The sequence below is a fragment of the Pseudomonas sp. 910_21 genome (assembly GCF_052850735.1).
On the sequence record NZ_VXCY01000012.1, the window covers coordinates 12434 to 32198 of the forward strand.

Here is a 19765-nt window from a genome sequence, read left to right on the forward strand (position 1 = left end):
ACAGACGGTGGCCCACTTTTGTATAGGTGTAGTTGCGATGAAACGTGTAGGTCTGATCGGTTGGCGCGGTATGGTCGGTTCCGTGCTCATGCAGCGGATGCTTGAAGAGCAGGACTTCGATCTTATTGAACCGGTGTTTTTCACCACTTCCAATGTCGGTGGCCAGGGGCCGTCGGTGGGCAAGGACATTGCTCCGCTGAAGGACGCCTACAACATTGAAGAGTTGAAAACCCTCGACGTGATTCTGACCTGCCAGGGTGGCGACTACACCAGCGAAGTCTTCCCCAAGCTGCGTGAAGCTGGCTGGCAGGGTTACTGGATCGACGCCGCTTCCAGCCTGCGCATGCAGGATGATGCGGTGATCATCCTTGACCCGGTGAACCGCAAGGTCATCGACCAGCAACTGGATGCCGGGACCAAGAACTACATCGGTGGCAACTGCACCGTCAGCCTGATGCTGATGGGTCTGGGCGGCCTGTTCGAAGCCGGTCTGGTGGAGTGGATGAGCGCCATGACCTACCAGGCGGCCTCCGGCGCCGGCGCGCAGAACATGCGTGAGCTGATCAAGCAAATGGGCGCGACCCACGCGGCCGTCGCTGATGACCTGGCCAACCCGGCCAGCGCCATCCTCGACATCGACCGCAAAGTGGCCGAAGCCATGCGCAGCGATGCCTATCCGACCGAGAACTTCGGGGTGCCGCTGGCCGGCAGCCTGATCCCGTGGATCGACAAGGAACTGCCTAACGGCCAGAGCCGTGAAGAGTGGAAGGCTCAGGCCGAAACCAACAAGATACTCGGTCGCTTCAAGAGCCCGATCCCGGTGGATGGCATTTGCGTGCGTATCGGCGCCATGCGCTGCCACAGTCAGGCGCTGACCATCAAGCTCAACAAGGATGTGCCGATCGCCGATATCGAAGGGCTGATCAGCCAGCACAACCCCTGGGTCAAACTGGTGCCGAACCAGCGCGACATCAGCATGCAGGAGCTGAGTCCGACCAAGGTCACCGGCACCCTGAACATCCCGGTTGGCCGTCTGCGCAAGCTGAACATGGGCTCGCAGTTCCTTGGTGCCTTCACCGTGGGCGACCAGTTGTTGTGGGGTGCAGCCGAACCGCTGCGCCGCATGCTGCGGATCTTGCTGGAACGTTGATTCTCTGAACGTTTGAAAAGGCCCGTCCCTTGCACAAGGCGCGGGCTTTTTCATGCCCATGCAGGTGCCGGCTTGCCCGCGAAGAATGCTGCCGCCCAACCACGACTTCCCCCCAGCGAATTGCCTCGTCACCCCGTGCCGGGTAAAGTGCCGCTCCCCCCGTTCCGCCTGAGGTAGCACCATGACCCCGTCCTTTGATATTGCCGTGATCGGCGCCACCGGCACGGTTGGCGAAACCCTGGTGCAGATTCTCGAAGAACGTGATTTTCCCGTTGCTAACCTGCACCTGCTGGCCAGCAGCGAGTCGGCCGGTCACTCGGTGCCGTTTCGCGGCAAGAACGTCCGTGTGCGGGAAGTCGACGAGTTCGACTTCAGCAAGGTCCAGCTGGCGTTTTTCGCCGCGGGCCCGGCGGTGACCCTGAGCTTCGCTCCCCGTGCCACAGCGGCCAATTGTGCAGTGATCGATCTCTCCGGTGCCTTGCCGTCGGCCCAGGCGCCCAATGTGGTGCCTGAGGCCAATGCCCGGGTACTGGTCGGCCTGAAGAAGCCCGTGCAACTGAGCAGCCCCAGCGCGTCGGCCACGGCGCTGGCAGTGGCGCTGGCGCCGTTAAAGGACTTGCTGGATATCCAGCGGGTTAACCTGACTGCCAGCCTGGCGATTTCCAGCCAGGGACGTGAGGCCGTCAGCGAGCTGGCTCGGCAAACTGCCGAACTGCTCAATGTACGTCCGTTGGAGCCGCGTTTCTTCGACCGCCAAGTAGCCTTCAATCTGCTGGCTCAGGTCGGTACGCCGGATGCCCAGGGACACACCCTGTTGGAAAAGCGTCTGGTGAGAGAGTTGCGGGAAGTGCTGGGGCAGCCTTTATTAAAGATTTCTGTCACTTGCATTCAAGCGCCGGTGTTTTTTGGCGATAGCTATAGCGTGACTTTGCAGTCAGGTGCCGACGTCGACCTGGCCGCGGTGAATGCGGCATTGGAGTCGGCTCCCGGCCTGGAACTGGTAGACGCCGGTGATTATCCCACTGCCGTGGGTGACGCCGTGGGCCAGGACGTAGTCTATGTGGGGCGGGTTCGTGGTGGTGTCGATGATCCGGCGGAATTGAATCTGTGGCTGACCTCGGACAACGTCCGTAAAGGTGCGGCCTTGAACGCTGTGCAGCTGGCTGAATTGTTGATAAAAGACCTGCTGTAAAAGATACTTGGCAACAATTTGCAGAATGAATCTAGCTGGGCGCTATGCTTGGCAAGTTGCTGGAGGTGAGTGGCCGTCAGGTGCTCCCGGGGCATGCAGTAAATAATCCCGCGTGGCGGTCGTTCATGATCCCGCGCAGTGCCTTATGGCAGCCGCTACAAAACCTTCTCGCTGGCCGAGGAATGTTCAAACAAAGGATGAGGCTATGGTTCAAGTTCGCAAACTGGTGTTAGCAATAGCGGCCGCCTCGGCGCTGTCCTCCGGTATGGCGCAGGCGCTTGGGCTCGGGGAGCTGACCCTGAAGTCGAGTCTGAACCAGCCTCTGGTAGCAGAAATCGAATTGCTCGATATCAAGGACCTTACTGCTGCGGAAGTGGTGCCCAGCCTGGCCCCGGCAGAAGAGTTCGCCAAGGCCGGTGTTGATCGCCAGGCCTTCTTCAATGACCTGAGTTTTACTCCAGTTCTCAATCCTGGCGGCAAGAGTGTGCTGCGGGTGACCTCGAGCCAGCCGTTGTCTGAGCCGATGGTCAAGTTCCTGGTGCAGGTGATGTGGCCCAACGGTCGTCTGCTGCGTGATTACAGCGTGCTGCTGGACCCGTCGAAGTTTTCCCCGCAAGCCGCTGCTGCTGCCCAGGCTGCGCCGGTCAGTGGCCCGGCGGTGAATGCCCCGGTCACTCGCGCCAACAAGGCCAGTAAACCTGCGCAGTACACCACTTCGGCCCGTGACACGCTGTGGGAGATCGCTGCCAGGAATCGCAATGGCGCATCGATTCAGCAGACCATGCTGGCAATCCAGGCCTTGAACCCGGATGCCTTCATCGATGGCAACATCAACCGGTTGAAGACCGGCAGGGTTCTGCGCCTGCCTGACGTGGTGCAGAGCACCGCGTTGCCGCAGCCCAAGGCCATTGCCGAAGTTGCCGCGCAGAATGCCGCCTGGCGTCAGGGGCGTCGCGCCGGTGCCCGAGGCCAGCAACAGGTGGATGCGACTCGTCGTGCAGGGGCCGACAAGGCGCCCAAGCAGGTCAACACCAAGGACAACCTGAGCCTGGTTTCTGCGGAGAACGGCAAGGCTCGCGGCAAGGGCGCCGCGGGTGACAGCAAGGCCCTGAACAACAAGCTGGCGGTGACTCAGGAAAGCCTGGACGCAACCCGCCGCGACAATGCCGAACTCAAAGAGCGCATGGCGGATCTGCAGAGCCAACTGGACAAGTTGCAGCGCCTGATCGAATTGAAGAACAACCAGTTGGCCAAACTGCAGGCTGAAGGCGCGGCCCCTGTCGCTCCGTCAGCGCCGGCGATGCCTGCTGAGCTGGTGGCCAAGCCTGAGGTTCCTGCGGCGACGCCAGTGGTTCCGGCGGTCCCGGTCAGTGAGCCGGCTGCCAGTCCGGCTCCGGATGTGCCAGCGGCCCAGGCTGACGAAGATAAATATGGTGATCTGCTGACCAATCCAATCCTCCTCGGGCTGGTCGGCGGCGGTGCGATAGTGGCTGTGTTGCTGCTGTTGCTGTTGCTGGCACGTCGTCGCAAGGCTCAGCAAGAAGCGGAAAAGCATCTGCGCATGGCTCGGGCGTTGTCCGAGGAAAATAGCGATTTCGCCGAGGAGCTGGACCTTCCTGAAGGTAGCTTCGAAGGTCTTGAAGTCCCTCCGCCAAGCGTCAAGCTCGCTCCAGCTCCAGCTCCAGCTCCAGCTCCAGCTCCAGCTCCAGCTCCAGAACCGGCTCCGTTGGTGACGCCAGTTCCGGCGGCGCCGGTTGAGCGAGCCACCGATGTGCTGGGGCAGGCGCAGAACCATATCGACGGAGGCCGCCTGAACCAGGCAGCGGCCATTCTTGAAGAGGCAGTCAAGCTCGAGCCGCAGCGCAGTGATCTGCGCCTCAAGCTGATGGAGGTCTATGCGCATCAGGGTGATCGCAGCGCCTTTGTCGCTCAGGAGCGGCAGCTGGTAGCCAATGGCGATAACCACGCTCAGGTCGAACAGCTCAAGAGTCGTTTCCCGGCGATGGTGGCGGTGGCGGCGACAGCGGGTCTGGCTGCGGCGGCAGCGGCTGCGGAGCTGGATGCCCAGTACGTTAAAGAGCTGCTGCTGGATGAACCTCAGCCCGCTGAGCCTGCAGCGCCTGTGGAAGGCCTGGATGCGGATTTCGATCTGAGTCTGGATGACCTGGAGGCTGCCTCGCCAGCGGTGGTGGCGGCCGAACCTGAGGTTGAGCTGGAGGAGTTCCCTCTGGACGACGACCTGAGCTTCGGCTCGGTTCTTGAGCAGCAGACTGCGGCCCAGGAAAGTCTGGATGATCTGGGGGATTTCGACCTGGATCTCGGAGCGGACCTGCCGATGGCGACCCAGAGTGATGACGACTTCCTGTTGAGTCTGGAAGACGATCTTAAGGATCTGCCGGCCGGCGATGTGCCTACCGTCACCGAGTCGACCCTGGATGATCTGGATCTGTCGGCAGATTTCGATTTGTCCCTGGCTGATGAGATGGATGCGGCGGCGGAGCCCAAGGACGCCTTTGCCTCCGAGCTGGATGATGTCAACGCCGAGCTGGATCGTCTGGCCCAGAGCCTGGATCAGCCGGAGCCGGAAACGCCAAGCTTCACGGCTGAAGATGCTGCGGCGGCACCTGAGGAGGCGGATTTCGACTTCCTTTCCGGCAGCGATGAAGTGGCCACCAAGCTGGACCTGGCCCAGGCCTATATCGATATGGGTGACAACGACGGCGCGCGGGACATCCTGGGCGAAGTGCTCAGCGAGGGTAGCGAAGGGCAGAAGAGCGAAGCGCAGGAAATGCTCGCACGACTGGCCTGAAGCAGCCCGATGCTTGAGCAGAACGGCAGCCGATAAGGCTGCCGTTTTTGTTTGTGGCACTTTTGGCGGTCATTCAGACCAGCAGGTCTTCGTAAAAGGCGCCAAAGGGGCGGGTAGGGTGGGCGATCTGGATTTCCAGGATCCACAGGCCCACTTGTGGACAGTCGGAGAAGTCCCCCAAGTCTCCGGCGCGATAGATCGCGTGGGGGAAGTCGCTGACCCGATGTCCCTTGATCTCCAGATTGAGCACCCAGCCCACTGCGCGGGCCTGCTCTTCGGCGTAGCGGTACAGCTCGGGGCCGGCCACTCGATGGGTTTTCCAGTGATCGTGCACCTGATCGAACAGGCTCTTGGCGGCAGCGGCGCAGGCGTGCATTTCCTCGTCGCGACCTACGACGAAAGTCGCTCCGCAATCGCCTTCGTGGCGATCCCAGACGACTCCGAGGTCAATGAAGAACAGGTCGTTTTCCTCCAGTTGAGGATCGCCGTCGGAGCGTTGCTTGAAGGTCTTCAGGGTGTTGGCGCCAAAACGAATCAGCAGTGGGTGCCATATACGGTCCATGCCCAAGTCCTGCAGTACTTCGAGGCCCATCTCCCTGGCGGCGGATTCGTGCATGCCGGGCTTGATCCGTCGGGCTATTTGCGCAATGGCCTCCCAGGTCATGCGCTTGGCGTGGAGCATGCCTTCCAGGCTGTAGGCCAGGCCTACGGCTTCTTTGTTGGTTGCGATCATTCATCGGCTCTCGGTCGGGGTGTTGGGTTCTCTATCGTTATGTAGATTGCTATATAGCGGCGACCTGAGGGTTGATGCAATCGTTGTCGATGGGAATCAATCTGCAACTAAACCGCGGCAGCGCATGGCGTCTGCCCCCAGCAGCCTTATAATGAGCGCCTTTGCGCATATCAGCAGGCTGCAAGTTCTTGGCAAATATAGATAACCCGGCTGCCGAAATGGCGGCCGCAGGCTTTTCCCGCATCGCTCTGGGTGTTGAATACAAAGGTTCGCGCTATCGCGGTTGGCAGCGTCAGGCTTCTGGTGTGCCCAGCGTCCAGGAAACCCTGGAGAAGGCCTTGTCCAGGGTCGCGGACTCTCCCGTGGTGGTGGCCTGTGCGGGGCGTACCGATGCCGGCGTGCATGCCTGTGGTCAGGTGGTGCATTTCGATACTCGGGCCGTGCGTTCGATGAAGGCTTGGGTCATGGGGGCCAATATCAACCTGCCTCACGACATCAGTGTCAGTTGGGCCCAGGAGATGCCGGCGCATTTTCATGCTCGGTTCAAGGCCATCGCCCGCCGCTATCGCTATGTGATCTACAACGATCAGATCCGTCCGGCCCATCTCAATGAGGAGGTCACTTGGAATCACCGGCCGCTGGATATCGAACGGATGGCTCAGGCTGCCGCGTTTCTGGTGGGCACCCATGATTTCAGTGCGTTCCGGGCCGGCCAGTGTCAGGCCAAGTCACCAATCAAGGAGATTCACCACCTGCGGGTCACCCGGCACGGCAAGATGATTGTCCTGGATATTCGCGCCAGTGCGTTCCTGCATCACATGGTGCGCAATATTGCCGGGGTCTTGATGACCATCGGTGCGGGCGAACGGCCGGTTGAGTGGGCGCGGGAAGTGCTGGAGAGCCGGATTCGCCGCACGGGTGGGGTCACCGCCCATCCTTTCGGCCTGTATCTGGTGCAGGTGGAATACAAGGATGAGTTCCAGTTGCCGGAGCGATACATCGGGCCACATTTCCTCACCGGTTGGTCTGAACTTGACGGCTGACGCCCGGAAAAGCATTTGCTACCATCCGGAACTTTCCGAATTTGCCCCCGAGGTTCAAACGACATGTCAGCTGTTCGCAGCAAGATTTGCGGGATTACCCGCATAGAAGATGCGTTGGCAGCGGTGGCGGCGGGGGCCGATGCCATCGGTCTGGTGTTCTATGCCAAGAGTCCGCGGGCGGTCAGTGTGCAGCAAGCGCGGGCGATCATCGCCGCCTTGCCGCCGTTCGTGACCACGGTCGGGCTGTTCGTCAACGCCAGTCGCTGCGAGTTGGGGGAAATCCTCGATGCTGTGCCGCTGGACCTGCTGCAGTTTCACGGCGATGAGTCGGCGGCGGATTGCGAGGGTTATCACCGTCCCTATATCAAGGCGCTGCGAGTCAAGGCCGGGGATGACATTGCCGCGGTCTGCCAGGCTTATCCGCGTGCCAGCGGGATTCTGCTGGATACCTATGTCGAGGGGGTGCCGGGGGGAACTGGCGAGGCTTTTGACTGGTCCCTGGTTCCTCAGGGGCTGAGCAAGCCGATCATTCTGGCCGGTGGGCTGTCAGCGCAGAACGTCGCCGAGGCCATCGCTCGGGTTCGTCCCTATGCGGTGGATGTCAGTGGCGGTGTGGAACAGAGCAAGGGCATCAAGGATTCGGCAAAGATTCAGGCATTTATGCAGGCAGTGCGTCGCAGCAACGAGTCGATGTGACGGCTGGCAGTCTGCCGCCGTCCATAACACCACTGTACAAAACAGGCAGGCGCCGCCTTCAGGCGGGGTCGGAATCGAGTGGCAACCGCTCTATCGCGGGTTGTCGAGATGGCTGAGGAGCATTTCGTTGCAGGCAGGTCGAGCCCGGTGCTGACCGCGGTAGCGAAGTGATCATCGCCGCACACATGAATTTAGCTCAAGGGCATACGCGGGGTTGCGAACCAGAGCGTTCGGGCCGCCGGTACTGGAGAAAGAAAGCATGAGCAACTGGTTAGTAGACAAACTGATCCCTTCGATCATGCGTTCCGAGGTGAAGAAAAGCTCGGTGCCTGAAGGTCTTTGGCATAAGTGCCCGTCCTGCGAGGCAGTGCTTTATCGGCCGGAGCTGGAAAAGACCCTGGATGTTTGCCCCAAGTGCAATCACCACATGCGCATCGGTGCTCGCGCCCGTATCGACATCTTCCTCGACGCCGAAGGCCGTGCCGAACTGGGCGCTGACCTGGAGCCGGTTGACCGTCTGAAGTTCCGTGACGGCAAGAAGTACAAGGACCGCCTGACAGCGGCGCAGAAGCAGACGGGCGAGAAGGACGCTCTGATTTCCATGAGCGGCACCCTGCTGGGCATGCCGGTCGTGGTTTCGGCCTTTGAGTTCTCCTTCATGGGCGGGTCCATGGGCGCCATCGTTGGCGAGCGTTTCGTCCGCGCGGCCAACTACGCCCTGGAAAACCGCTGCCCAATGATCTGCTTCTCCGCCTCCGGTGGTGCGCGGATGCAGGAGGCACTGATCTCCCTGATGCAGATGGCCAAGACCTCCGCCGTGCTGGCGCGTCTGCGTGAAGAAGGCATTCCATTCATCTCCGTGCTGACCGATCCGGTCTACGGTGGTGTTTCCGCCAGTCTGGCGATGTTGGGTGATGTGATCGTCGCTGAGCCTAAAGCTCTGGTGGGCTTCGCTGGTCCGCGAGTGATCGAGCAGACTGTGCGGGAAAAACTGCCGGAAGGTTTCCAGCGCAGTGAGTTCCTCCTGGAGCACGGTGCCATCGACATGATCATCTCCCGTCAGGAGTTGCGTCCACGTCTGGGTAACCTGCTGGCCCAGCTGATGGGGCTGCCGACGCCGGAGTTCGTGGCTGCTCCCGTTGAGCCAATCGTGGTTCCGCCGGCTCCAGCAAACCTATGACCCAGCGTACCCTGGGCGATTGGCTCGCCTACCTTGAGCAGTTGCATCCTTCGGCCATCGATATGGGGTTGGAGCGCTCGCAGCAGGTAGTGGCCCGGATGGGGCTGGGCAAGCCGGCGCCTCGGGTGATCACGGTCACCGGTACCAACGGCAAGGGATCTACCTGTGCCTTTGTCGCTTCCCTGTTGCGGGCCCAGGGCCTGCAGGTAGGGGTCTACAGCTCGCCGCATCTGCTGCGTTACAACGAGCGGGTGCAGATCAACGGTCTTGAGGCCACTGATCAGCAACTGTGCGAGGCCTTCGCTGCGGTGGAGGCGGGGCGTGGTGATGTCTCCCTGACCTATTTCGAGATGGGCACCCTGGCGGCGTTCTGGCTGTTCCAGCGCGCGGCACTGGATGCAGTCGTCCTGGAAGTGGGGCTGGGTGGGCGTCTGGATGCGGTCAATCTGGTGGATGCCGACTTGGCATTGGTCACCAGCATTGGTGTCGATCACATCGAGTACCTGGGAGATTCCCGGGAGTCCGTGGCTTTCGAGAAGGCTGGAATCTTCCGTGCCGGCGCGCCGGCGTTGTGTGGCGACCTGAATCCGCCGCAGCCATTGCTGGACAAGGCGCGGGAGCTGGGTTGTCCGCTTTTCCTTCGGGGGCGAGATTTCGACCTTGGGCTCACCGAAGAATATTGGCAATGGCGCGGTCTGGATGCCGAGGGCAATCAGGTCGAGCTGCGGGATCTGCCGCTGCTCGATCTGCCCATGGAAAACGCGGCATTGGCCTTGCAGGCCTACCTGCTTACCGGGTTGCCCTGGCAGCCTGAGCTGATCGGTGCCGCTCTGCAGCTGACCCAGGTGACCGGTCGTCTGGATCGTCGGCAGATCGAATGGCAGGGCAAGCGTCTGAACCTGCTGCTGGATGTGGGGCACAATCCCCATGCCGCGCAGTATCTGGCTGAGCGCCTGGCGCGTCGACCCGTAGCAGGCAAGCGCTTGGCGGTATTTGGCCTGCTGGCGGACAAGGATCTGTCAGGGGTGGTCGGCAGTTTGCAGTCCTCGGTCCAGCACTGGGCGGTAGCCCCCCTGGATTCGCCTCGGGCGCGTCCAGTGGAAAATCTGCAGGCCGCATTGGAGAACCTTGGTGCTTCGGTAGCGTCTTATGCCAGTGTCGCTGCGGCGTTGGATGCGCAATGTGCACAAGCGACCGCAGATGACGAAATTCTGCTGTTCGGATCTTTTTATTGTGTTGCCGAGGCGCTTGAGTGGCTCGCCCGGCGCTCCACGGAGGAAGCTGCACATGGCAATGCTGGATAAGGTCTACAAGCAGCGAATGGTTGGAGCGCTGGTGTTGGTGGCTTTGGCGGTGATCTTTCTGCCGATGCTGTTCTCGCGAGAGGATGAGCAGCGCCACGTAACGGTTGAGGCGCCGCCAGCGCCACAGGCCTCGGCCATGCCTCAGGTTCAGGTTGAACCGGTGGTTGTGCCTGAGCCCCAGGTGTTGCCTCAGGAGTCGGTTCCTGTCGAGGAGCCCGTGGTCCAGCAGGTTGCACCGTCGATGCCGATTGCTCCGAGTACGCCAGCGGTTGCACCGGCACCTGTAGTGGCTAGCAAGCCTGCGCCAAAGCCTGCTCCTGTGCCGGCCCCGGCCCAGCCGATTGTCGCTACCAAGCCTGATACCAGTCAGAGTCGGGTCGATGCCAATGGTCTGTCCATCAGTTGGTCGGTGCAGTTGGCCAGCCTGTCGAGCCGTGAAAGTGCGGAAAACCTGCAGAAAACCCTGCGCAGCCAAGGCTATAACGCTTATATCCGTTCCGCTGAAGGTAAGAATCGGGTATTTGTCGGGCCGTTGATCGAGCGTGCCGAGGCCGACCGTCTGCGTGACCTGTTGGGTCGTCAGCACAACCTCAAGGGGTTTGTGGTGCGCTTTCAGCCGGAGCGTGGCTGAGGCTATCTGGTTGATTTCAAAAGCACAGTGAATCGCAGCTTACCGACAGCCAAGCGCTCTGTTAAAATGCGCCGCCTTATCCGTCTGTAGGCTGCACTGTGCCATTTACCTGGGTTGACTGGGCGATCGTTGCAATAATCGCCATCTCCGCTTTGATCAGTTTGAGCCGCGGTTTCGTCAAAGAAGCCTTGTCGTTGCTTACCTGGATCATCGCAGGAGTCGTTGCCTGGATGTTTGGTGGCTCACTGTCCGAGTACCTCGGCGGTTATATCGAAACTCCTTCGGCTCGCGTGATCGCGGGCTGCGCAATCATGTTTGTCGCCACCTTGCTGGTGGGGGCAATGGTCAACTATCTCATCGGCGAATTGATTCGCGTCACCGGCCTCTCCGGGACCGATCGATTTCTCGGCATGGCCTTCGGCGCGGCGCGTGGCGCGTTGCTGGTGGTCGTGGCAGTCGGGCTCTTGAGCCTGGGGCCGGTTCAGCAGGATTCCTGGTGGCAACAGTCGCGACTGGTGCCACAATTTCTATTGGTTGCAGACTGGTCCAAGAACCTCATTCTGGGGTGGAGCAGTCAGTGGCTGGCCAGCGGTATCAGCGTACCCGCTGATATACCGTTCAAGGAGCACCTCTTACCGGCCAAAACGCCTCAGTAAGATGTGTTCAGTTCAGTTTCATTAAGTAGGGGTTGCGTCGCATGTGTGGCATCGTCGGTATCGTCGGTAAGTCGAACGTCAATCAGGCGCTGTATGACGCGCTAACCGTCCTCCAGCACCGCGGCCAGGACGCTGCCGGTATCGTGACCAGTCATGAAGGCCGGTTATTCCTGCGCAAGGACAATGGCCTGGTTCGTGATGTGTTCCAGCAGCGGCACATGCAGCGTCTGGTCGGTCACATGGGTATTGGCCATGTGCGTTACCCGACTGCGGGCAGCTCGACTTCGGCCGAGGCTCAGCCGTTCTACGTCAACTCGCCGTACGGCATCACCCTGGCGCACAACGGCAACCTGACCAACGTCGAGCAGTTGGCCAAGGAGATCTACGAGTCCGACCTGCGCCACGTCAACACCAACTCCGACTCCGAGGTGTTGCTCAACGTGTTCGCTCACGAGCTGGCCCAGCGCGGCAAGCTGCAGCCTACTGAGGAAGACGTGTTCGCCGCGGTGACTGACGTGCACAACCGCTGCGTCGGTGGCTACGCAGTGGTAGCGATGATCACCGGTTACGGCATTGTCGGTTTCCGTGATCCCCATGGTATCCGTCCGATCGTCTTCGGCCAGCGTCATACCGACGAAGGCGTGGAGTACATGATTGCCTCGGAAAGCGTTTCCCTGGATGTGCTGGGTTTCACCCTGATCCGCGACCTGGCGCCCGGCGAGGCGGTCTACATCACTGAAGAGGGCAAGCTCTACACCCGCCAGTGCGCGACCAATCCAAAGCTCACTCCGTGCATCTTCGAGCACGTTTATCTGGCTCGCCCCGACTCGATCATCGATGGTGTCTCGGTGTACAAGGCGCGCCTGCGTATGGGTGAGAAGCTGGCCGAGAAGATTCTGCGCGAGCGTCCAGAGCACGATATCGACGTGGTGATCCCTATTCCGGACACCAGCCGCACCGCGGCGCTGGAACTGGCCAACCACTTGGGGGTCAAGTTCCGCGAAGGCTTCGTGAAGAACCGCTACATCGGTCGTACCTTCATCATGCCGGGCCAGGCTGCGCGGAAGAAATCCGTGCGCCAGAAGCTCAATGCAATTGAGCTGGAGTTCCGTGGCAAGAACGTGATGCTGGTGGACGACTCCATCGTTCGTGGCACCACCTGCAAGCAGATCATCCAGATGGCCCGTGAAGCTGGTGCGAAAAACGTCTACTTCTGCTCGGCGGCCCCGGCTGTGCGCTACCCGAACGTGTATGGCATCGACATGCCAAGCGCTCACGAACTGATTGCCCATAATCGTTCGACCCAGGATGTGGCTGACCTGATTGGTGCCGACTGGCTCATCTATCAGGACCTGCCGGACCTGATCGAAGCGGTCGGTGGCGGCAAGATCAAGATCGAGAGCTTCGATTGCGCCGTGTTCGATGGCAAGTACGTCACTGGCGATGTGGATGAGGCCTATCTGAACAAGATCGAGAGCGCTCGTAATGATGCGTCCAAGGCCAAGACTCAGGCGGTCAGCGCCATCATCGATCTGTACAACAACTGATCCAGAGCATTTAAGAAGACATTAGGAGTAGGCGGCATGAGTCAGGATTGGGATGCCGGTCGGCTGGATAGCGACCTTGAAGGCGTAGCGTTCGATACCCTGGCGGTGCGCGCCGGCCAACACCGCTCGCCGGAAGGCGAGCACGGTGATCCGATGTTCTTCACCTCCAGTTATGTGTTCCGTACAGCCGCCGATGCGGCTGCGCGATTCGCTGGCGAGGTCCCCGGTAACGTCTATTCGCGCTACACCAACCCCACGGTGCGCTCGTTCGAAGAGCGAATCGCAGCGTTGGAGGGGGCGGAACAGGCAGTCGCCACGGCCACCGGCATGGCGGCCATTCTTTCGGTGGTCATGAGCCTTTGCAGTGCTGGGGATCATGTGCTGGTGTCGCGCAGTGTATTCGGCTCGACCATCAGCTTGTTCGAGAAGTACTTCAAGCGTTTTGGTGTTGAGGTTGATTACGTTCCCCTGGCGGACCTGTCCGGTTGGGATGCGGCAATCAAGAGCAACACCAAACTGCTGTTTGTCGAGTCGCCATCCAATCCCCTGGCCGAGTTGGTGGATATCGCTGCGCTGGCCGAGATAGCTCATGCAAAGGGCGCGATGCTTGTGGTCGACAACTGTTTCTGTACCCCTGCGTTGCAGCAGCCGCTGAAGCTTGGCGCGGACGTGGTGGTGCATTCGGCAACCAAGTTCATTGATGGTCAGGGCCGTTGCATGGGCGGTGTGGTGGCTGGCCGCAGCGAACAGATGAAAGAGGTGGTGGGTTTCCTGCGTACTGCAGGGCCGACCCTGAGTCCGTTCAATGCGTGGGTTTTCCTCAAGGGCCTGGAAACGCTGAGCCTGCGGATGCGTGCCCACTGCTCCAATGCCCTGGCCCTGGCGCAATGGCTGGAGCAGCAGGACGGTGTCGAGAAGGTGCACTACGCAGGTCTTGCCAGTCATCCGCAGCACGAGCTGGCCAAGCGTCAGCAGCGTGGCTTCGGTGCGGTGGTGAGCTTTGAGGTCAAGGGTGGTAAAGAGGGCGCCTGGCGCTTTATCGATGCGACTCGGCTGATTTCGATCACTGCCAACCTGGGCGACAGCAAAACCACGATTACCCATCCGAGCACCACTTCCCATGGGCGTCTCGCGCCTCAGGAACGCGAGGCTGCCGGTATTCGTGACAGTCTGATCCGCATTGCGGTGGGGCTGGAGGATGTGGCTGACCTGCAGGCCGACCTGGCTCGCGGTCTGGCAGCCTTGTGATCGAGTTGTCCACGCCTCAAGGCGGCAATGGTCGTGTTGCGCTGGTCACCGGCGCGGCGCGGGGCATTGGCCTGGGGATCGCTGCTTGGCTGATCAGTGAAGGTTGGCAAGTGGTGCTGACCGACCTGGATCGGGAGCGGGGTTCCAAGGTGGCCAAGGTGCTGGGTGAAAGCGCCTGGTTCATCACTATGGACGTGGCTGATGAAACTCAGGTGGCTCAGGGAGTGGCTGAGGTACTGGGGCAGTTCGGGCGCCTGGACGCCCTGGTCTGCAATGCTGCGGTGGCCGACCCCCACAACATTACCCTGGAAAGCCTGGATCTGGCCTATTGGAATCGGGTGCTGGCGGTGAATCTTGGCGGGCCCATGCTGCTTGCCAAGCATTGCGCGCCTTATCTGCGTGCCCATGGCGGTTCTATCGTCAATCTGGCTTCTACCCGTGCTCGGCAATCAGAGCCCGACAGCGAGGCCTATGCGGCGAGCAAGGGTGGTTTGCTGGCCTTGACTCACGCTCTGGCAATCAGCCTGGGGCCGGAAATCCGGGTCAACGCAGTGAGTCCTGGCTGGATCGATGCTCGTGATCCGGCAGCGCGACGTGCCGAACCATTGTCTGATGCGGATCATGCCCAGCACCCAGCGGGCAGGGTGGGGACGGTGGAAGACGTGGCGGCGATGGTGGCCTGGCTGTTGTCGCGCAACTCGGGATTCGTTACTGGCCAAGAGTTCGTGGTGGACGGTGGTATGACCAAGAAAATGATTTATCAAGGATGATGCGGTCTCGGCTTTTGCCTGAGCCTCGCAGCGTGTCGCTTGCTGCTGTTTTTTTAAAAAAACTTCAAGCCTGCTATTGACTTAGCTTCGTTACCTGCGTAAATTTCGCGGCCTCAGCGAAGCAAAGGGTGATTAGCTCAGCCGGGAGAGCGTCTGCCTTACAAGCAGAATGTCGGCGGTTCGATCCCGTCATCACCCACCATTTCCTGAGTGTCTTTCGCAAGAAAGACGGAAGCTTCCACGGAAGCCTCCAACCGACGCGCAGCGGTAGTTCAGTCGGTTAGAATACCGGCCTGTCACGCCGGGGGTCGCGGGTTCGAGTCCCGTCCGCTGCGCCATATTTTCCAGATCAGGCTTACCTGGTTTGAGACTGAAAAGTTTTAAGGCTTTTTAGTCAGACGATTTAAACGGTTCACATGGACGCAAGTCCAAGCGATACGCAGCGGTAGTTCAGTCGGTTAGAATACCGGCCTGTCACGCCGGGGGTCGCGGGTTCGAGTCCCGTCCGCTGCGCCATATCAGCCTCAAGGATCACTGAACACCTTGAGGCAACGGAACAAGCCTTTGGTTTGATTCGCATCGATAGCAAAGACCCTGGTCGAAAGACCGGGGTTTTTTGTTTTTGCGATCAGCGTGGGGTGGTTGTGCTGTTTGAGTGGCAATGTCCGAGCATAAAAAAACCGCCTGTTGGGCGGTTTTTTATTGGGGGGCAGAAAGGTCTTTTATCAGAAACCGAACTTGTCTCGCAGGCTGTAGTACCAGGCTCCTAGTGCCGTGAATGGGGTGCGCAGCAACTGGCCTCCAGGGAAAGGGTAGTGGGGTAGGTCGGCGAAGGCGTCAAAACGCTCTGCCTGGCCGCGTAGGGCCTCTGCCAGGACCTTTCCCGCCAGGTGGGTATAGGTCACGCCGTGTCCGCTGCAGCCTTGGGAGTAATAGATGTTGTCTCCCAGGCGGCCAACTTGTGGCAGGCGCGACAGGGTCAGCAGGAAGTTGCCGGTCCAGGCGTAGTCGATCTTCACGTTTTGCAGCTGCGGGAAGGCCTTGAGCATCTTCGGCCGGATGATCGCTTCGATATTGGCCGGATCACGGGCGCCATACACTACTCCGCCGCCGAAGATCAGGCGCTTGTCGCCGGAGAGGCGGTAGTAGTCCAGCAGGTAGTTGCAGTCCTCGACGCAGTAGTCCTGAGGCAGCAGGCTGGCTGCCAGCTCATCGCCTAAGGGCTCGGTAGTGATCACCTGGGTGCCGCAAGGCATGGATTTGGCTGCCAGCTCTGGAATCAAGTTGCCCAGGTAGGCGTTGCCGGCGACGATAATGAACTTGGCGCGGACTTTACCCTGCGGGGTATGCACTACAGGGCTGACGCCTCGTTCGATGCGTACTGCTGGGGATTGTTCGTAAATGGTCCCGCCCAGGGATTCCACGGCAGCCGCTTCACCCAGGGCCAGGTTCAGTGGGTGGATGTGGCCGCCACTCATATCGAGCATGCCGCCCTTGTACTGGTCGCAGGCTACGACTTCACGAATCCGCCGCTCGTCCAGTAACTCCAGCTGAGTGTGCCCATAGCGCTCCCAGAGACGCTTTTGCGACTCCAGGTGGTCCATCTGCTTGCCGGTCAGTGCGGCAAACACGCCCCCATCTTTCAAATCGCACTGGATCTGATACTTGGCGACGCGCTCGCGGATGATACGGCCGCCCTCGAACGCCATCTGGCCCAACAGTTGTGCTTGCTTGGGACCGACACTGCGTTCGATCACATCGATGTCGCGGCTGTAGCTGTTGACGATCTGTCCGCCATTGCGGCCGGATGCGCCGAAGCCGACCTTGGCGGCCTCGAGCACGGTCACCCGGAAACCGTTTTCCAGAAGAAACAGGGCGCTGGACAGGCCGGTGTAACCTGCGCCGATCACGCAGACGTCGGTTTCAACCTCGTCTTGCAATTGTGGGCGTTCCGGGGCCGCATTGGCGGAAGCAGCGTAATAGGACTGTGGGTAAGGAATGTTCGCCATCCTGCGACCTCATGTGTTTAATATATTTTACGAGTGCGTCGATGCTACCTGAGTTGAAAATCCGCTACCAGACAGGAAGAAAAACTTCTTCGCAGCCCCGGAATTAAAAAATTCGCATATTCATAGGCTTAGCTGCAAAAAAGGTGTTGACACCCCTTTGGAATTCCGTAGAATGCCGCCTCACAGCAGGCACGTAGCTCAGTTGGTTAGAGCACCACCTTGACATGGTGGGGGTCGTTGGTTCGAGTCCAATCGCGCCTACCAAACAAAATCCGCTCTGCTGGGCGGTCTAGAAGGGCTCACCGAAAGGTGGGCCCTTTTTTGTTGTCTGCGATTTTCAAGGCTTTGCAAAACGCCCACCTCAGAACGCCAATTCGGCGCCTACCTCCAGGTACTTGATCTTCTTTTCGCCGTGCCCCTCTTGATAGTGTTTTGTCATCTTCTCGTCCGAGTGCCCATAAACGTCTGGATGTATTCCTGGGGGAATTGCTGCTGCTCATACAGCCAGGCGCCCAGTGCGCGGATCTGATGAAAAGTGGGGCGCTCACCGGCTGGAACTTGGTCGTGTGCGTACGCTGCGTCCCTGGCTTTACTGCGCTTCTTGGTCGGGTAGTCAGGTGTGACCGACGTCTAGTGGTTCTTGGCGTCGATCTGTTCCCGCCGGCGGGCCTTGGGCTTGTAGTGGATGGGTATGGCGAGCCCAGTTGCGAGCGCAGGCATTCCCTGACCACGTCCCGAAGCTCAGCGTCCATGGTGATTTTGAGGTGCGCAGGGTTTTCATTGTCCTGGGGCTTTCCTGGCGAAACGGTTGGCGTGTTCTTCTCTATGTCGGCAGCCGACTTCAGCCAGGTCACGATGTCGTCCCGGCGCTGAAGGCTGGCTAGGGGACGCGGATTGCGCGCTTCAGCCAGGGCGGCGAGGTCGCGGCGTCGATGATCAGCTTTCCCATGGCGCACAAGTAACGCGACACGCGCACGTATGTCCGAACCCGAACATTGAGTCGGGTTTTTATTACCTGAAATTCATCCACGGCAAAGTCGGCCTCACAGGCGATCTGGATACTTATAAGCTGATAGCGCAGTGCTAAGGCAGTTTGTCTGTCTTCGTCTTATATATTTGCTGGGCGGGGTGATGTTGGCGCCGTTGGTCGAGTTTTTGATATCGACAATCTAGGTGATGGCTTACTAATTTATTTGAGCAAAGCTCTGCTTTAGTGCTTAGGCACTATCTGATCCGCTTTTGGTACAGATTTGCACAATGATTGATGCGGTAAGTTAGGTTTTTTGACAGCTATCGATAAATTTGCTTTCAAGAAAAAGTGCTGCTCTCAAGTTTTCGTCAGGATTGTTTGAATGGAGTTAGGCGGATAACTTATACAAAAGGAGTGTTGTTATGGCGAATGTTGATACTGGAAACGCTGCTGGCTTCAAAGATATCAATGTCTTGGTTGTGGTGGATGTTGAGAATGCTTTGGCAACGAAAAACCTACAAGATAATGCATATTTGGTAGATAATAATAAAAGCTCAGGGTCTGTTTCTGAAGGCCGGTCAGGGCTCATTACAGCCTGTCTGAATGGGCAGTTCGTCAACTGGCGTGTGGCCCCGGTTGTGCCTCAGAACCATGTAAAAATCATCAGCTTTTACGGGCCGATGATTGCCGAAGAAATCTGCGTGCCAATGGAAATAAAGAGCCCTGGCGATCATCACTTTCGCGGTCAGATCCAGTCGCGGAGTAAAACGGGTCGGTGGGAATACGAAGTTGCTCTTGAAATGAATGGTGCGGTTCTGAAGTGCAAGGCATTCATTCAGGTGAGCCAGAAATTGTGAGGAGCGTAGTCACGGCGTAGATAAACTACAGGTAAATTGCTTTTGCTTGTAGGCAGTTTGTTTGGTTGCCTCAGTATGAAGTTTAAAAAAGCCCAGTCATCGAACTGGGCTTTTTTGTGTTTTTTATCTGTCTGTATCCAGGATAGCCCTCGGGAAGATCTAGATGTCGAGAGCCGTATGGTGCAGTGAACTGAATCAACACTGACAGCCCGCGCACCCTTGCTTCACCTGCTTTCGGGGTAGCGCGAGACTGGAATGGCGAGATCGATGCAGTGGGGCGTCGACGTTGTGGTCCTCCTCGGCGGACAGAGGGAAATACTGCGTATCTAATTCGATTGCAAACCATAGAATCCGCTCGCTCTCCGGTCACGAATGTTTGATTGAACCTGGCAGTTTTCCGTTGCCTTTACTGTGAGTAGATGGTGGCTCAGGCAGATGTGATAACCATTAGGATTGCTCCTGAGCGTCAGCTAAATGTGTCTATTGGAGTGCGCATGATAAAGGACTGCTTCGGTTGCGCTCCTTGGTAATGTCTGCAGCGAGCTTTTAAAGATGCCCGCTCTTCAGTAATCCATTTGAACTCAGTTCGAGGGTGGGGAGCTTTAGTAAGCAGATCATCGTTTTGCTGCTGTTCGTCTTTGGGCTGGTTGTAGTGGCTTTTTAACAGTATGTGCCGCCATGCGCTTTATGGTGAGAGTGGACTTGGCGGCTGGATTCAGGAGGTATGAGTTATCAATTTTTCTTGTGTTGTTGGCCTGGTTCTTATTCTCGTCCAATTTTAAGGGGCTTGGATACAATATTTCTTGCGTTATTATCAAGGATGCTAATTATCCGGCGCTCAGTCTCAGTGGGCCTTCCATTGGAAGATGTAACGTGAAAGTATTCGTCACTATCCGGAGCGGTTTTAGAGAAGTAGTAATTTGAAACGCAGCAGCGTGGAAAATCGATATTTACTCCGCTGGCTGAGTGT

At 58.9% G+C, this 19765-nt stretch carries 15 protein-coding genes and 4 tRNA genes; 17 read left to right on the forward strand and 2 right to left on the reverse strand.

Annotated elements, in window-relative coordinates:
- The first annotated feature begins 37 nt into the window (after nt 1-37).
- From asd to FW796_RS29655, 3 genes are all read left to right on the forward strand, one after another.
- The gene (asd, locus tag FW796_RS29645; protein WP_102863663.1) at nt 38-1150 is read left to right on the forward strand and encodes an aspartate-semialdehyde dehydrogenase; all 1113 of its coding nucleotides are present in this window, start codon (nt 38-40) and stop codon (nt 1148-1150) included.
- A gap of 181 nt (nt 1151-1331) precedes the next feature.
- Nucleotides 1332-2342, forward strand: a complete 1011-nt coding sequence (locus FW796_RS29650) for an aspartate-semialdehyde dehydrogenase (RefSeq protein ID WP_346631699.1) — start codon at nt 1332-1334, stop codon at nt 2340-2342.
- A gap of 205 nt (nt 2343-2547) precedes the next feature.
- Complete coding sequence (locus FW796_RS29655; protein ID WP_446440534.1) at nt 2548-5151, forward strand: FimV/HubP family polar landmark protein; 2604 nt, start codon at nt 2548-2550, stop codon at nt 5149-5151.
- A 73-nt stretch (nt 5152-5224) separates the two neighbouring features.
- Here the strand turns inward: FW796_RS29655 and FW796_RS29660 are convergent, their stop codons facing one another.
- Nucleotides 5225-5884 (reverse strand): M24 family metallopeptidase, encoded by a 660-nt coding sequence (locus FW796_RS29660; protein ID WP_446440535.1) that lies wholly within the window; start codon nt 5882-5884, stop codon nt 5225-5227.
- A gap of 218 nt (nt 5885-6102) precedes the next feature.
- Between FW796_RS29660 and truA the strand changes: the two genes are divergently transcribed.
- The 12 genes from truA to FW796_RS29720 all read left to right on the forward strand — a co-directional run bounded on the left by truA (nt 6103) and on the right by FW796_RS29720 (nt 15475).
- Nucleotides 6103-6927 (forward strand): tRNA pseudouridine(38-40) synthase TruA, encoded by an 825-nt coding sequence (truA, locus tag FW796_RS29665; RefSeq protein WP_446440583.1) that lies wholly within the window; start codon nt 6103-6105, stop codon nt 6925-6927.
- A gap of 63 nt (nt 6928-6990) precedes the next feature.
- Nucleotides 6991-7623, forward strand: a complete 633-nt coding sequence (locus FW796_RS29670) for a phosphoribosylanthranilate isomerase (RefSeq protein ID WP_346631696.1) — start codon at nt 6991-6993, stop codon at nt 7621-7623.
- A gap of 259 nt (nt 7624-7882) precedes the next feature.
- Complete coding sequence (gene accD, locus FW796_RS29675; protein ID WP_019094939.1) at nt 7883-8803, forward strand: acetyl-CoA carboxylase, carboxyltransferase subunit beta; 921 nt, start codon at nt 7883-7885, stop codon at nt 8801-8803.
- Nucleotides 8800-10107, forward strand: a complete 1308-nt coding sequence (gene folC / locus FW796_RS29680) for a bifunctional tetrahydrofolate synthase/dihydrofolate synthase (RefSeq protein WP_446440536.1) — start codon at nt 8800-8802, stop codon at nt 10105-10107. Before accD ends, folC begins: the two co-directional genes overlap by 4 nt.
- The gene (locus tag FW796_RS29685; RefSeq protein ID WP_404938913.1) at nt 10091-10738 is read left to right on the forward strand and encodes an SPOR domain-containing protein; all 648 of its coding nucleotides are present in this window, start codon (nt 10091-10093) and stop codon (nt 10736-10738) included. The genes folC and FW796_RS29685 overlap by 17 nt, the downstream gene beginning before the upstream one ends.
- A 98-nt stretch (nt 10739-10836) precedes the next feature.
- The gene (locus FW796_RS29690; protein ID WP_025130180.1) at nt 10837-11394 is read left to right on the forward strand and encodes a CvpA family protein; all 558 of its coding nucleotides are present in this window, start codon (nt 10837-10839) and stop codon (nt 11392-11394) included.
- A 41-nt stretch (nt 11395-11435) separates the two neighbouring features.
- Nucleotides 11436-12941, forward strand: coding sequence for an amidophosphoribosyltransferase (purF, locus tag FW796_RS29695; protein WP_346631693.1), 1506 nt, complete (start codon nt 11436-11438; stop codon nt 12939-12941).
- 36 nt (nt 12942-12977) lie between these two features.
- Nucleotides 12978-14189 (forward strand): O-succinylhomoserine sulfhydrylase, encoded by a 1212-nt coding sequence (locus FW796_RS29700; protein ID WP_346631692.1) that lies wholly within the window; start codon nt 12978-12980, stop codon nt 14187-14189.
- Nucleotides 14186-14959, forward strand: coding sequence for an SDR family oxidoreductase (locus FW796_RS29705; RefSeq protein ID WP_404938917.1), 774 nt, complete (start codon nt 14186-14188; stop codon nt 14957-14959). Before FW796_RS29700 ends, FW796_RS29705 begins: the two co-directional genes overlap by 4 nt.
- A 126-nt stretch (nt 14960-15085) precedes the next feature.
- Nucleotides 15086-15161, forward strand: a tRNA-Val gene (locus FW796_RS29710).
- A 59-nt stretch (nt 15162-15220) separates the two neighbouring features.
- Nucleotides 15221-15297: transfer RNA gene (locus FW796_RS29715), tRNA-Asp, on the forward strand.
- Nucleotides 15298-15398: 101 nt separating this feature from the next.
- A tRNA-Asp gene (locus tag FW796_RS29720) sits at nt 15399-15475 on the forward strand.
- Nucleotides 15476-15684: 209 nt separating this feature from the next.
- On the opposite strand, the gene FW796_RS29725 is transcribed toward FW796_RS29720, so the two are convergent.
- Nucleotides 15685-16968, reverse strand: coding sequence for an NAD(P)/FAD-dependent oxidoreductase (locus FW796_RS29725; RefSeq protein ID WP_346631690.1), 1284 nt, complete (start codon nt 16966-16968; stop codon nt 15685-15687).
- A 187-nt stretch (nt 16969-17155) separates the two neighbouring features.
- Here FW796_RS29725 and FW796_RS29730 point away from each other — a divergent pair.
- Nucleotides 17156-17232 (forward strand) — tRNA-Val (locus tag FW796_RS29730).
- A gap of 1128 nt (nt 17233-18360) precedes the next feature.
- Nucleotides 18361-18795, forward strand: coding sequence for an alpha-pore-forming tripartite toxin MakABE regulator (gene makC, locus FW796_RS29735; RefSeq protein ID WP_346631689.1), 435 nt, complete (start codon nt 18361-18363; stop codon nt 18793-18795).
- Nucleotides 18796-19765 lie beyond the last annotated feature (970 nt).